We start from the raw sequence: 14307 nt of genomic DNA, 5'->3' as shown, positions 1-14307 counted from the left end.
GGCGACCCCGGTCTCCCCCTCCCCCACGTTCCCGCTGCCGCCACCGGCGTCCCGGCCCAAGCCGACGAGGACCGAGCCGCCCCACAAGCCCAAGGAGTCCACCAAGCCCAAGGAAGAGAAGAAGGGAGACAAGCCGGAGAGCCGCGGCAAGGGCTAGCCCGCACTGAAGCGGAGCGTTACCCACCGGCGACCTCCCGTCCGCATGCTGAATAAGCCGTGGCGCCGGCCCCGCCCCCTCGCATAGAACACCCGCATGTTCTGGCTCCCCCTGCTTCTCCTCGCCTGCGTCGCGACGGGCCTGTCCTGCGCCCGGCTCTGCCTCGCCGCGTACCGCGCAGCCCCGGGCGGCGCGGCCCCGGGCGGCGCGGCCCCGGGCGGCGCGGCCCCGGGCGGCGCGGCCCCGGGCGGCGCGGCCCCGGGCGGCGCGGCCCCGGGCGGCGCGGCCCCGGGCGGCGCGGCCCCGGAGCACCGTCATGAACTGACGCTGTACGAGGCCGCGTTCCTGTCCGGCGGCCCGGCGCGCGTCGCCGACCTCACCCTGGTGTCGATGGCCCGCGCCCGCCGGCTGCTGCTCGCCCGCACCGGCTGGGCGACGGTGGTCGACCCGGTGGGCGGTGACGACATGGAGCGTTGCGTCCTCGGCGCGATAGGGCCCGCGGGACAGTCGCCGATAGCGCCAGTGCGGCGTGCCGCGGCCGGCACCGACGCGATGCGCGCGCTCGCCGACCGTCTCGTCGCGGCGGGGCTCGCGCTGCCGGACGGCACCTGGTCGGGGGTCGCGGGAGCGGTCCGGCAGGTGCGGGCGACCGCCGCGGCGGTGGTAGCCCTCGGCGCCACGGCGCTGCTGATGCCCGCCCAGGACGCGGCCGCGCGGACGCCCGGCGACGTACACATCGCGCTCTGGTTCGCGCTGCCCCTGGTCGTCGACCTGGCCTGTCTGGCCGTCGCCCGCTTCGAGATCCACCCCTGTCCCCGCTGGGCCTCGCCCGCCGGGCAGCTGCTCCTGAGCGCGCTCCCGGCCCGCGGCGGCTCCGATCTCACCGCCGTCGCCGTGCGCGGCACCCGCGCCCTCGCGGACCCGGACCTGCGCGCCGCCTTCACGCACCGGGATACGGCGCATCGGGGGCAATGACGGGGCAATGAGCCGACACCGGCAGGGCGGTGCTTTACTTCGCCCATTACCGAACGAATCATCCCTTTTGTTCGAGCAACACACGGCCGAATGAAGGGATGGAGAGCGATGAGAGCAGCAGCCGCCCTCTACGGAACCGCCGGATCCTTGGTCCTGACCGCACTCGTCGCCGCCCCCGCGGGAAGCGCGTCCGCGACCGACACCTCGCCCTACCCCCAGGCGTACGGCACCATCGTCGCCGCCCAGCGCGCGCAAGCGGCCGGCATCCGCTTCGGCGCCTGTGCCCGGGCGGAGGGCCTGCCCCCGTCCGTCCGCTGCGGCACCGTGAAGGTGCCGCTCGACTACGCCGAGCCGGGCGGCAAGCAGATCAAGCTGACCGTCAGCCGCGTCAAGGCCACGAAGAAGGCCGCGGGCAAGCGCGGCAAGGCCGTCAAACGCCAGGGCGCGCTCGTCTTCAACCCCGGCGGCCCCGGCGCGTCCGGCATGTACTTCCCGCTCGTCGGGATCATGCCCGAGTGGAAGCGCATCGCCGCCGCGTACGACCTCGTCGGCTACGCCCCGCGCGGTGTCGGCCGCTCGGCCCCGATCTCCTGCCAGGACCCCAAGGAGCACGTGAAGGCGCCGACCCAGTCGCCGGCCAGCCCGGACACCGCGTACAAACTGAAGCGCGTGGCGGAGGCGAAGGCGTACGCGCGCGGCTGCGCCAAGCGCTCCGGGGCGGGCCTGCAGCACTTCAACAGCCTGAACAACGCCCGTGACCTGGACGTCCTTCGGGCGGCGCTCGGCGAGCGGAAGCTGACGTTCATGGGCGCCTCGTACGGCACCTACTTCGGCGCCGTCTACGCCTCGCTCTTCCCGTCGCACGTACGCCGCATGGTGTTCGACTCGGCGGTGAACCCCGACCCGGCGCAGATCTGGTACCACAACAACCTCGACCAGTCCGTGGCGTTCGAACAGCGCTGGGCCGACTTCCGTGGGTGGGTGGCCAAGCACGACAAGACGTACCACCTGGGCAAGACGTCCGACGCGGTCCTCAGGAGCTACGAGAAGGTGCGCGACGAGCTGGCGCGCAAGCCCGCGGGCGGCAAGGTCGGCCCCGGCCAGCTGCAGTCGTCGTATCTCCAGGCCGGGTACTACGACGACTACTGGCCTTCGCGCGCGTCGGCTCTCTCGGCATACGTGAAGGGCGACCCGAAGCCGCTGATCGAGCAGGCCTCGCCCGAGCCGAAGGCGGCCAAGGAGCAGGAGAACGGCAACGCGGTCTACAGCGCGGTCGAGTGCAACGACGCGGCCTGGCCGACGGACTTCAAGACGTGGAACCGCGACAACTCACGGATCGCGCGCCTCGCGCCCTTCGAGACCTGGGACAACGCCTGGATGAACCTGCCGTGCGCCTACTGGCCCGCGCCCCGGCAGCGTCCCGTGGACGTCCGCACGAGCGAGGGCGAGCTGCCCCCGACGCTGATCCTGCAAGCCGAGCGCGACGCGGCGACGCCGTACGAGGGCGCTGAGGAGCTCAATCGCAGGCTGAAGGGTTCGGTCCTGGTGACCGAGCGGGAGTCCGGCACGCACGGCATCGCGGGCGGCCCCAACCAGTGCGTCAACGGCCACCTGGAGGCGTATCTCCTGGAGGGCAGGCTTCCTGTGCGGCGCGCGGCGTGCGCACCGCACAAGGAGCCCCAGCCGCTGTCCGGCACGCGGGCGGCGGCTCTCCCCCGAGAGCGCTGAGCGCTCCGCTGGACGTGCGGTGATGGACCTGCGGGCCCGGTGGGTGCTGGTCGCGGGCGCGCTTCAGTGCGGGCCCTCCTTGAGGTGGCGGTGGCGCTTACGCGAGACCCGCCACCAGGTCCGCCACGGACTTGCGGCGGCCGGTGAAGAACGGGACCTCTTCGCGGACGTGCATCCGGGCCTCGGAGGCGCGCAGGTGCCGCATCAGGTCGACGATGCGGTACAGCTCGTCGGCCTCGAAGGCCAGCATCCACTCGTAGTCGCCGAGCGAGAACGAGGCGACGGTGTTGGCGCGCACGTCGGGGTAGCCACGGGCCATCTTGCCGTGGTCGGCGAGCATGCGGCGGCGGTCCTCGTCGGGCAGCAGGTACCAGTCGTAGGAGCGCACGAAGGGGTAGACGCTGATGTAGTTGCGCGGCGTCTCGTCGGCCAGGAAGGCCGGGATGTGCGACTTGTTGAACTCGGCGGGGCGGTGCAGCGCCATGTTCGACCAGACCGGCTCCAGGGCGCGGCCAAGCATGGTGCGGCGGAAGAGGTTGTAGGCCTCCTGGAGCTCGTCGCTCGTCTCCGCGTGCCACCAGATCATGACGTCGGCGTCGGCACGGAGCCCCGACACGTCGTACATGCCGCGGACGGTGATGTCCTTGGCGTCGAGCTGGTCGAACAGCTCCTGGACCTCGTCGGCGAAGCCGACGCGGTCGTCGGGAAGGACGTCGCGCAGCTTGAAGACGGACCACAGCGTGTAGCGGATGACCTCGTTGAGGTCCTTGGCCTTCTTGCCGGCGTTCGGGCTCTTGGCGGGGGCGTCGTCACTCATGTCTCTATTCTCCTCCGCCGCCGTGCAGACTCTGCACCGGGTTGCTCGTGAGCTCGTCCACACCGGCCAGGTCGCCGCCCAGCTGGTCCACGGCCGCGTACGCGCTCGCGATGCACGCGGGGATGCCCACACCGTCGTACGCGGCTCCGCACACGGCCAGGCCCGGCAGCTTGCTCACGTGCTCGCGGATACGGGCCACGCGCGCGTGGTGGCCGACGGGGTACTGCGGGAGGCCGTCGTGCCAGCGCGTGACGCGGGTGGCGACGGGCTCGGCGTCCAGGCCGGTGGCCGCGCGCAGATCGCGCCGGGAGAGGGCCAGGAGGTCCGCGTCGTCCCGCTCCAGGATCGCGCTCTCCCTGTAGCGGCCCACCGAAGTACGCAGAACCAGCAGGTCAGGGTCCTCCTCGGCGATCCAGCCCCACTTGCGTGAGGCGAACGTCGACGCCTTGATGGTGTGCCCGTCGATGGGCGGCACGAGAAAACCGCTGCCTTCGGGGAGGTCGATTTCGCTGCGGCGGTAGGCGAGGGTCATCAGGGCCATGGAGGCGTACTCGACGGTGGCGAGCTCGGCGGCGGCCGCGGGCGCCTCGACGCCCAGGAGCGCGGCGGCGGCGTACGCGGGCACGGCGACCACTACGGAGTCGGCGTCGATGACGCTCTTCTCGGTGCTGACCCGCCAGCCCTGAGCGGTGCGCTTCAGCTCGGTGACCGAGGCTCCGGTGTGGATGACACCGCCACGCGCGCGTACCGACTCCGCGACGGCGAGCGGCAGTTGGCCGACACCGCCCTCGATGCCCATGAAGACGGGTCCGGTCTGCTGGTTCTTCGCGGCGCGGGCCTGGATCTCGCGTACGCCCTCGGTGAGCGAGGCGTGGTTGCGGGCGGCCTCGAAGAGCTGCGGCACGGCCGAGCGCATCGAGATGCGATAGGCGTCACCGGCGTACACCCCGCCCAGGAGCGGCTCCACCAGGCGGTCGACGACCTCGCGGCCGAGCCGCGCGGCGACGTACTCGCCGACCGCGATGTCGTCGCCGACCTCGGTGGCCGGCAGCTCGCGGTCCTCCTCGATGCGGTGAAGACCTTCGTCGGAGAGCACTCCGGAGAGGGCCGACGCGTCGCCGGGCACGCCCATGACGTGGCCCTTGGGCATCGGGCGCAGGGCGCCGCGGGTCCAGATCGCGGCGGTCGCGGTGGCGGGCGGCTGCAGCCGGTCGGTGAGGCCGACCTCGCGGGCGAGGGCCACGGCCTCGGGGCGGCGGGCGAGCATCGACTCGGCGCCGAGGTCGACGCGGACGCCCGCGATCTCGCCGGGGAGCAGCTTGCCGCCGAGCCGGTCGGAGGCCTCCAGGACGGTCACCCGGGCTCCGCCGCCGAGCAGTCGATGGGCGGCGGCAAGGCCGGCGATCCCACCGCCGATGACCACGACATGACCCGTACCCGTACGTGTGTCCGTTTCGCGCATGCCTCCACTCTACGAGCAGCGCGAGTCCCGACCGTGACCCCATCGGGACCTGTCGGCAACCATCGTTCCGCACCTCTCCGGCGTCAAAGGAGCAGTCAAAGGAGCAGTCAAAGGAGCAACAACCACCACGATCCTCGGGGGTACGTCGGGATGAACGCGTCCAGCACGTCCAGGCACCGCTCGGTCCGGGCCTTCTCGGCCGTCCTGCTCGCGGCCGCCCTCGCCCTCGCGGGGTGCAGCGCGGGCGGCGACAGCGGCGACAGCGGCGACAGCGACAAGGCGGCGGGCAGCGCCGCGAGGGACGACAAGGGCTCGTCCGACGAGCGTGGCGTGGGCGGCGGCCAGGCGGACAAGTCCGGCGCGAAGAAGCCGCCGAAGCTCACCGGCACGCACATCATCCGCACCGCGTCCCTGACCGTCCGCGTCAAGGACGTGCCGAAGGCGCTGGACGAGGCGCGGGCGGCGGCCATGGACGCGGGCGGGGTCGTCGGCGACGAGACGACGGACCGTGACGGGCGCGGCCACGAGCGCTCGCGGATCGTGCTGCGGGTTCCGCAGGACCGGTACGAGGAGGTCATCAAGTCCCTCGAGGGGACGGGCAAGTTGATCGAGCGCAAGGCCAAGGCGCAGGACGTCACCGACCAGGTCGTCGACGTCGAGAGCCGCATCAAGTCGCAGCGGGCCAGCGTGGCGCGAGTGCGGGAGCTGATGGACAAGGCGACGAAACTGAGCGATGTCGTCACCCTGGAAGGGGAGTTGAGCTCCCGGCAGTCCGAACTGGAGGCGCTGCTCGCCCAGCAGTCCTCGCTGAAGGACCGTACGAGCATGTCGACGATCACGCTGTCGCTCAGCGAGACGGCGGTGCAGAAGGCGGACGCGGACGACGACGATCCGACCTTCGTGGACGCGCTGTCCGGCGGCTGGAACGCCTTCGTGACGATGCTGCGCTGGCTGGCGGTCGCCCTCGGCGCGATCCTGCCGTTCGCGGCGGTGGCGGCGCTCCTGATCGTGCTCTGGCAGCGGTTTGTGCGGCGGCTGCTGTCCCGCAGGACCGCCGTGGCTCCGGCGGGTCCGCCGACGGGTCCGGCTGCGGCGCCCGCTCAGGTACCGGCCCCTGCCGCGCCTCCGGCGCGCGAGGGCGACGACGACTGAGCACGCCAACTGCCGCCGCGCCGTAGCGTGTCCGTATGAGTAGCGCGAGAGAGCGACTGGTGGTCATCGGGGGCGACGCGGCGGGTATGTCCGCCGCATCGCAGGCACGCAGGCTCAAGGGACCGGACGAGCTGGAGATCGTCGCCTTCGAGCGCGGCCACTTCACCTCGTACTCGGCCTGCGGCATCCCCTACTGGGTGGGCGGCGACGTCCCCTCGCGGGACGAGCTGATCGCGCGCACGCCCGAGGAGCACCGGGCGCGCGACATCGACCTGCGGATGCGTACGGAGGTCGTGGAGATCGATCCGGCGGGCCGCCGCGTGCGCAGCCGGGACCTCGAATCCGGGGCCGAGGACTGGACGGCGTACGACAAACTCGTGATCGGCACCGGCGCCCGTCCGGTCCGCCCTTCGCTGCCCGGCATCGACGCCCCGGGCGTGCACGGCGTGCAGACCCTCGACGACGGCCAGGCGCTCCTGGACACGCTCGCCGACACACCGGGCCGCAGAGCGGTCGTCATCGGCGCGGGCTACATCGGCGTCGAGATGGCCGAGGCGCTGATCCAGCGCCGCTACGAGGTCACGGTCGTCAACCGCGGCGCCGAGCCGATGTCGACGCTCGACCCGGACATGGGCCGCCTGGTCCACGACGCGATGTCGGGGATGGGCATCGAGATGGTGAACGGCTCCGAGGTCACCAAGATCCTCACCGGTGAGGACGGCCGGGTCAGGGCGGTGGCCACGGAGGACGCCGAGTATCCGGCGGACGTGGTGGTGCTCGGCATCGGCGTGCGCCCCGAGACGGAACTCGCCCGCGCGGCGGGACTGCCCCTCGGCGAGCACGGCGGGCTGCTCACGGATCTCGCGATGCGCGTACGCGGCCACGACGACATCTGGGCGGGCGGCGACTGCGTGGAGGTGCTCGACCTGGTCTCGGGCCGCGAACGCCATATCGCGCTCGGCACGCACGCCAACAAGCACGGCCAGGTCATCGGCTCGAACGTGGGCGGCGGTTACGCGACCTTCCCCGGTGTCGTCGGCACGGCGGTCAGCAAGGTCTGCGACCTGGAGATCGCGCGCACGGGCCTGCGCGAGAAGGAGGCGCGGTCCGCGGGCCTGCGGTACGTGACGGTGACCATCGAGTCGACGAGCCGCGCGGGCTACTACCCCGGCGCCGCCCTGATGACGGTGAAGATGCTCGCCGAGCGCGGCACGGGCCGGCTGCTCGGCGTCCAGATCGTGGGCCGCGAGGGCGCCGCCAAGCGCGTGGACATCGCCGCGGTGGCCCTGACGGCACGGATGACGGCGGAACAGATGACCGCACTGGACCTCGGTTACGCCCCACCGTTCTCACCGGTGTGGGACCCGATCCTGGTGGCGGCACGCAAGGCGGTGGCGGCGGTGCGGGCGAGGGGGGTCTAGGGGGCGCCCCGAAGGGGGCTACCCCTGCTTTCCGGCCTTACCCGTCACGCCTTGCAGATGTGCGGAGCTGTCTCCTTGATCCCCAGTAGATCGAAGTAGTTCTGTCCGAGGGCGATGTTGCGGAATGCCCCGTCGTCGAGGGATTTGTTGATCCGGCTCGTTACTTCGAGCTCCTTCTTGTAGATCTCGTAGTTCTTGCTGCGTGAGGCGACGAAGTCGGTGCCGGGGATTGCTCTGGTGGGGTAGGCGTCGAGGAAGTCCGCATACTTCTTCCGGACTCCGCTCTTGCTGAAGTAGACATCCTCGAGGACGCGCCAGCTGAGATCGAGGGTGAGGCCGGGGTAGCGGTCCAGGAGCCGCTTCATGATCTGGATATGCCGGTCGGGCTCCATCGTGGTCAGTTCCTTCGACAGCCCCATGTGCGCCCAGACGATCTTGTTGTGCGGGTAGCGCTCAAGAACTTCCTCCATCAGATGGAGGTACTGCGTCGGGCGCTGGTTGTTGCCGAGGTCCGAGTGGATCGTGAGCGGAATTCCGCGTTTCCGTAGTTCCTTCATAAAGGGTGCCCACTGCCTGATGTCCCTGGCGTCCGCCGGCTCGTGGTGGTTGGGCAGGATGGCCTGTTTGATCAGGTTGACCTCGCCCATCCACCGGAACATGCCGGGGAACTCCTTGTCCAGCAGGCGCATTCCGGCAGGGACGGTCGTCGGGTTGGCCAGGTCCGGAAACGTCATGGACAGGGCCAGGTCGACGTCCTTCGGCTTGAACTCCACGAGGTTCTCGGCGTTGACCATGTCGTTCTTGAGGCTGGGCAGAACGGGGGTGCCGGGGCAGTCCAGGTAGTAGGTGCAGGAGGAGTCCACCGGCAGCTTCTGCCCGATCCCGAAGACGCTCGCATGCCGAACACCGCTCTTCTTCAGGTAGCCGACCATCTCGTTGAACGGGACGGCTTGGCCGCCGAAGGGGCGGAAGTGCAGGTGGCCGTCGACCACGGAGGTGTACGGCTGCTTCTGGCGATCGAAGCAGCGGCCGTCGGCGGCAGCGGATCCGGCGGACGGCCACAGCACGACAGCCGCTGCCACCCATGCGGTTCCGGCGACGACAGATCTTCTTCCGACTCTTCTTCCGACTCTTCTTCCGACCTGATGCACGTGGAGAACTCCCTTTGCCGTCTGCGGCCCGGCTGGTAGCCGTGGCCGGAGTTGATCAGAGACGAAGGGGATTATGTGGCTGCTCCTCAGTGGGGCGGCCGCACCCCACCGAGAAGATCATCAGATGTAACCGCAACGGGCTACGGCCCCGACCCGTCGGGGTGCCATCCGAAAGTGACACGGCCCCCGCGGAGAGCAAGTGCGCCCTGATTCGCGCCCACTCAATCGGGCCGCATTATGTGACGCGTCAGAGCGGCACGGACACACACTGCTACGTGTGACCGTGCCGTCGGTGGCCGGGATCGGAGGCGCGCCATGAACCGCTGCCGTGCCCTCGCCCACACTGCTACGTGTGACCGTGCCGTCGGTGGCCGGGATCGGAGGCGCGCCATGAACCGCTGCCGTGCCCTCGCCCCACTCCTTGCCGCCGTCCTCCTCCTCTCCGGCTGCTCATCGGCCGCGCGGGACGAAGCGGACCCGGCACCCTGGCGGCCGCGTCCCGGCACCGCCTGGCAGTGGCAGCTCGACGGCCGCGTCGATCCGCGCGTGGACGTGCCCGTCTACGACATCGACGGCTTCGAGAACCGCGCGTCCGACGTGGCCCGGCTGCACAGGGACGGGCGCCGCGTCATCTGTTACGTCAACGCCGGTGCCTGGGAGTCCTTCCGCCCCGACAGGGGCGACTTCCCCGCCTCGGTCCTCGGCCGTCCCAACGGCTGGAAAGGGGAGCGCTGGCTCGACATCCGCCGTCTCGATGTGCTGCGCCCGCTGCTGGCGGCGCGCTTCGACATGTGCCGCCGCAAGGGCTTCGACGCCGTCGAGCCGGACCTCCTCGACGGCTATCTGAACCGCACCGGATTCCCGCTGACCGCCCGCCACCAGCTGGCCTTCAACCGGATGATCGCCCGCCTCGCGCACGACCGCGGCCTGTCCGTGGGCCTGAAGAACGACCTGCCGCAGATCCCCCGGCTCGTCGACGACTTCGACTTCGCCGTCAACGAGGAATGCGCCCAGTACGGGGAATGCGCCGCGCTCACCCCGTTCGTGAAGGCGGGCAAGGCGGTCCTTCACGTCGAGTACGCCGTGCCCAACGAGGAGTTCTGCGACGGCACGCGCCGACTCGGGCTTTCCTCCATGCGGAAGAAGCTGGACCTGGACGTGTGGCGCAGGCCTTGCTGACCTCTGACAAAAAGGGGTCCCTGCCCGATCGGACAGGGACCCTTTTCAGACATCTTTCAGACGCCAGTCCTTCACACGGCCGTACGCGTGTGGACGTGCTCCACGAGCCGCGTCAACGCGTCCGGGTCCGTGGACGGCAGGACTCCGTGCCCGAGGTTGAAGATGTGTCCCTCGAGCCCGGAAGCGGCGGCGAGCACCTCGTCCGTCTTGGCCTCGACCGCCTCGCGCGTGGAGAAGAGGACCGCCGGGTCGAGGTTGCCCTGCAGCGCCTTGCCGGGGCCGACCCGCCGGGCCGCCTCGTCCATGGGCACCCGCCAGTCGGCGCCCACCACGTCGGCGCCCGCCTCTCCCATCAGGCCGAGCAGCTCGCCCGTACCGACACCGAAGTGGATGCGGGGCACGCCGTACGAGGCCACCGCGTCGAACACCTTCTTCGACGCGGGCATCACGGAGCGCCGGTAGTCGGCGGGAGCGAGCGCGCCCACCCACGAGTCGAAGAGCTGCACGGCGCTCGCGCCCGCCTCGATCTGCACCTTCAGGAAGGCCCCGGTGATCTCCGCGAGCCGGTCGAGCAGCTCGGCCCACAGCTCCGGGTCGCCGTACATGAGCGCCTTGGTGTGCTCGTGGTTACGGCTCGGACCGCCCTCGACCAGGTAACTCGCGAGAGTGAAAGGCGCACCGGCGAACCCGATGAGCGGCGTCGACCCGAGCTCACCCGTCAGCATCCCGATCGCCTCGGTGACGTAGTGGACGTCCTCGGGCGTCAGATCCCGCAGCTGCGCGAGGTCGGCGCGCGAGCGGATGGGGCTGGCGACGACCGGGCCGATGCCGGGCTTGATGTCGAGGTCGATGCCGATGGCCTTGAGGGGTACGACGATGTCGCTGAAGTAGATCGCGGCGTCGACCTTGTGGCGGCGCACCGGCTGCAGCGTGATCTCCGTGACGAGCTCCGGCATCATGCAGGACTCCAGCATGGCCGTGCCCTCGCGCACCTTGCGGTACTCGGGAAGTGAGCGCCCGGCCTGCCGCATGAACCAGACCGGCGTGTGCGGCACGGGCTCGCGCCTGCAGGCCTTCATGAAGGCGGAGTCGTACGTCGCTGCGTTCTGCTGGCCCGCGGGGCTGTTGTTGGCACTCACGCGGAAAGTCTCGCACGGGCCCGTTCACCCCCTGTCCCGAGGGACACCCTGGCTTGACCGAGCCCCCTCTCAGGGGTGTTCCTCCCTGCGCGAAGCGGCGGTTCCCCTTAATCTTCCCCGCATGGCTGCGGCTCAGGGACAACGGTCGGACGGCGCTGGCGAGATGGAAAGTACGGAGGGGAAGGTGGCGGAATCGGCTCCGTTGCCCTTCCGCGCGGCGGTGGACGCACTGCGCGGGGCACGGCTTCGGCCTGAGATCGAGATCGACCCGACGCGGCCTCCGCAGCGCCTCGCCCCGTACGCGTACGCGCTGGAGGCGGCGGTGGTCGACGGCGAAGACGACCTGGCGGACGGCCGCCTGGTGCTGCTGCACGACCCGGCGGGGCACGACGCCTGGCACGGCACGTTCCGCCTCGTCACGCTGGTGCGCGCGGAGCTGGAACCGGAGATGGCGGCGGACCCGTTGCTTCCCGAGGTGTGCTGGTCGTGGCTGACGGGCGCGCTGCAGGCGCGCGGTCTGGTGTGCGGGGCGCCGAGCGGCACGGTCACGCGCGCCGGGTCGCACTACTTCGGCGGACTCTCCGAGCGCCCGCCCGCGTCGCAGATCGAGATCCGGGCTTCCTGGACTCCGTCGCCGGGCGAGGGCTCCGGCGGGGTGCCGGACACGGCGGCGCATCTCGCGGCGTGGTGCGATCTGCTCTGCCAGGTGGCGGGACTGCCGCCGGCCGGGCAGGGAGGCGACGGTTCCGTGGTGTCGCTGCCGCAGCGGCGGGGACCGCAGAGTCCGTGACCGGAGATGCCCGCACAGGCGTCCGGGTGACGCCCCGACACCTGCGGGATCGTTTCTGAGCGACTCCGATTCGGGTTGATCTTCGGATGATCGATCATGTGTCCGAATGGTCCGAATTGTTACTCACCAAATCGTGATCATTCTCTAAAGGCGGGCGGGTTTGGTGCCGAAGAGGTGGGTGACCTTGAAAGCACGGTACGTCCCGGCTTCATCCCCGAGCCGGTTCCGTCCCGCACCCCAGGAGGCCTGGTGTCCGTTCTCCTCGAGCAGCCCGCAAGCCTGGTCGCCTACCGCCCGAACAAGCCGACCGCCATGGTCGTCGTGGCCGACCCACGTGTCCGCTCCACCGTCACCCGCCACCTGTGGGCGCTCGGTGTACGCGACGTGATCGAGGCCTCGTCGATCGCGGAGGCTCGTCCCCGCATCGGCAACCCCCGTGACATCTGCGTCGCAGACGTCCACCTCCCCGACGGCTCCGGCCTGACGCTCCTCTCCGAAACCCGCGCGGCGGGCTGGCCCAACGGCCTCGCGCTCTCCGCCGCCGACGACATCGGTGCCGTACGCAACGCCCTCGCGGGCGGCGTGAAGGGCTATGTCGTCACCGGTACCCGCACCAATGTCGGTCTCCCCACCCGTCCCGGCGCCGCGCCCATCGGCTCGGCCGCCGCCCGAATGCACCGCCGCCCGCCGGGCGCCCCGAGCCACCCCGGCGGCTACCGCGAGCTGTCCGGCCGCGAGGTCGAGGTGCTCCGCCTCGTCGCCGAGGGCCAGTCGAACAAGGCCATCGGCGTCTCGATGGGGCTCTCCGCCCTGACCGTGAAGAGTCACCTCGCCCGTATCGCGCGCAAGCTCGGCACGGGTGACCGGGCCGGGATGGTAGCGGTGGCCCTGCGCACTGGAATCATCCACTGACTCATTTACACCCCTCGCACACCCGTCGACGGAACGTTCCGTCGACGGGTGCTGTGCATACACAGATACCCTTGACAGGTGACCGACGCCCAAGAGACCGCAGCAGACAGCTCACTGCGAACCACCGGAGGCGGCCCTCCGGACGACGTCGAATCGGCGCCGATCCCATTGGACGAGCCGCGTGATGGCATCCCTCCGGTGGTCGCCGACGAGACCGCCCTCGCCGAGGTGATCGCCGCGTTCGCGGCAGGAAGTGGCCCCGTGGCCGTGGACGCCGAACGCGCGTCCGGCTACCGGTACGGCCAGCGCGCCTACCTCGTGCAGCTGCGCCGCGAAGGCGCGGGCAGCACGCTGATCGACCCCGTCGCCTGCCCCGACCTCTCGGGCCTCGGCGAGGCGATCTCCGGCACGGAATGGGTCCTGCACGCGGCCACGCAGGACCTGCCCTGCCTCCGCGAAATAGGCATGATCCCGACCAGCATCTTCGACACGGAGCTCGCGGGGCGGCTCGCCGGATTCCCCCGGGTCGGCCTCGGCGCGATGGTCGAGGGGGTGCTCGGCTTCGTCCTGGAGAAGGGACACTCGGCCGTCGACTGGTCGACGCGCCCGCTGCCCGAGCCGTGGCTGCGGTACGCGGCGCTGGACGTCGAGCTGCTCGTGGACCTGCGGGACGCGCTGGAGAAGGAGCTCGACCGGCAGGGCAAGCTGGAGTGGGCCCGCGAGGAGTTCGACGCGATCGCCTCCGCGCCGCCCGCGCCCCCGCGCAAGGACCCCTGGCGTCGTACGTCCGGCATGCACAAGGTGCGGCGACGTCGCCAGATGGCGGTCGTACGCGAACTGTGGACCGCGCGCGACAAGGTGGCACAGCGGCGTGACGTGTCACCGGGCAAGGTGCTGAGCGACGGCGCGATCGTCGAGGCGGCGCTTTCGCTGCCGCCGAACGTGCAGGCGCTCGCCGGTCTCACGGGCTTCGGGCATCGCATGGGGCGGCGCCAGCTGGAGCAGTGGCAGTCCGCGGTGGACCGGGCCAAGGCCCTGCCCGACTCCGAGCTTCCCCAGCCGGGGCAGGCCGTGTCGGGCCCCCCGCCGCCCCGCTCCTGGGCGGACCGCGACCCGGCGGCGGCGGCTCGGCTCTCCGCCGCGCGGGCGGCGGTCTCGGCGCTGGCCGAGGAGCTGAACATGCCTCAGGAGAACCTGATCACTCCGGACACGGTACGAAGGGTCTGCTGGGAGCCGCCGGCTCAGGTGGACGCGGGGTCCGTCGCGGAGGCGCTGGCCGCACACGGTGCGCGGCGCTGGCAGATCGCGCAGGTGACGCCGGTACTGGTGACGGCACTCGGCTGAGCGGGCGGGGCGGGGGCCAAGTGTGACCTTCGCCTCCCCGAGCCGGGACTGGGCAGTCTAGTTACCGGCAAGTAGCATGG

General features: G+C 71.0%; 12 protein-coding genes. 8 read left to right on the top strand and 4 right to left on the bottom strand.

The window, feature by feature from the left end; translation table 11 throughout:
• Nucleotides 1-253: 253 nt before the first annotated feature.
• Nucleotides 254-1132, top strand: coding sequence for a TIGR04222 domain-containing membrane protein (locus E2651_RS14005; RefSeq protein WP_135331429.1), 879 nt, complete (start codon nucleotides 254-256; stop codon nucleotides 1130-1132).
• A 108-nt stretch (nucleotides 1133-1240) separates the two neighbouring features.
• A complete protein-coding gene (locus E2651_RS14000; protein WP_135331428.1) occupies nucleotides 1241-2860 on the top strand; it encodes an alpha/beta hydrolase in 1620 nt (539 codons plus the stop codon).
• A 97-nt stretch (nucleotides 2861-2957) separates the two neighbouring features.
• Here E2651_RS14000 and hemQ read toward each other — a convergent pair whose 3' ends face one another.
• Nucleotides 2958-3677, bottom strand: a complete 720-nt coding sequence (gene hemQ / locus E2651_RS13995; RefSeq protein WP_135331427.1) for a hydrogen peroxide-dependent heme synthase — start codon at nucleotides 3675-3677, stop codon at nucleotides 2958-2960.
• A 4-nt stretch (nucleotides 3678-3681) separates the two neighbouring features.
• Nucleotides 3682-5139: a protoporphyrinogen oxidase gene (gene hemG / locus E2651_RS13990; RefSeq protein ID WP_135331426.1), complete on the bottom strand. Its 1458-nt coding sequence runs from the start codon at nucleotides 5137-5139 to the stop codon at nucleotides 3682-3684.
• Nucleotides 5140-5289: 150 nt separating this feature from the next.
• Here hemG and E2651_RS13985 point away from each other — a divergent pair, with 150 nt between their 5' ends.
• Together E2651_RS13985 and E2651_RS13980 are read left to right on the top strand one after the other, a co-directional pair.
• Nucleotides 5290-6291, top strand: a complete 1002-nt coding sequence (locus E2651_RS13985; RefSeq protein WP_135331425.1) for a DUF4349 domain-containing protein — start codon at nucleotides 5290-5292, stop codon at nucleotides 6289-6291.
• Nucleotides 6292-6326: 35 nt separating this feature from the next.
• The gene (locus E2651_RS13980; RefSeq protein WP_135331424.1) at nucleotides 6327-7712 is read left to right on the top strand and encodes an FAD-dependent oxidoreductase; all 1386 of its coding nucleotides are present in this window, start codon (nucleotides 6327-6329) and stop codon (nucleotides 7710-7712) included.
• Nucleotides 7713-7756: 44 nt separating this feature from the next.
• Here E2651_RS13980 and E2651_RS13975 read toward each other — a convergent pair whose 3' ends face one another.
• Entirely contained in the window at nucleotides 7757-8794 is a 1038-nt protein-coding gene (locus tag E2651_RS13975) for an amidohydrolase family protein (protein ID WP_245238803.1), read from the bottom strand.
• 459 nt (nucleotides 8795-9253) lie between these two features.
• On the opposite strand from E2651_RS13975, the gene E2651_RS13970 reads away from it, so the two are divergent.
• Nucleotides 9254-10042: an endo alpha-1,4 polygalactosaminidase gene (locus E2651_RS13970; protein WP_135331422.1), complete on the top strand. Its 789-nt coding sequence runs from the start codon at nucleotides 9254-9256 to the stop codon at nucleotides 10040-10042.
• A 71-nt stretch (nucleotides 10043-10113) separates the two neighbouring features.
• Here E2651_RS13970 and hemE read toward each other — a convergent pair whose 3' ends face one another.
• Nucleotides 10114-11181, bottom strand: a complete 1068-nt coding sequence (gene hemE / locus E2651_RS13965; protein WP_135331421.1) for a uroporphyrinogen decarboxylase — start codon at nucleotides 11179-11181, stop codon at nucleotides 10114-10116.
• Between the two features lie 121 nt (nucleotides 11182-11302).
• On the opposite strand from hemE, the gene E2651_RS13960 reads away from it, so the two are divergent.
• From E2651_RS13960 to E2651_RS13950, 3 genes are all read left to right on the top strand, one after another.
• Nucleotides 11303-11971, top strand: a complete 669-nt coding sequence (locus tag E2651_RS13960; protein WP_135331420.1) for a DUF3000 domain-containing protein — start codon at nucleotides 11303-11305, stop codon at nucleotides 11969-11971.
• Between the two features lie 249 nt (nucleotides 11972-12220).
• A complete protein-coding gene (locus E2651_RS13955; RefSeq protein WP_030687574.1) occupies nucleotides 12221-12883 on the top strand; it encodes a response regulator transcription factor in 663 nt (220 codons plus the stop codon).
• Between the two features lie 78 nt (nucleotides 12884-12961).
• On the top strand, nucleotides 12962-14227 hold the full coding sequence (locus E2651_RS13950; protein ID WP_135331419.1) for a ribonuclease D: 1266 nt from the start codon (nucleotides 12962-12964) through the stop codon (nucleotides 14225-14227).
• Nucleotides 14228-14307: the final 80 nt, after the last annotated feature.

The organism is Streptomyces sp. MZ04 (genome assembly GCF_004684775.1).
Classification (GTDB): domain Bacteria; phylum Actinomycetota; class Actinomycetes; order Streptomycetales; family Streptomycetaceae; genus Streptomyces.
The sequence above is the reverse complement of the archived record's forward strand: the minus strand, read 5'-3'. Positions and strand labels throughout refer to the sequence as shown.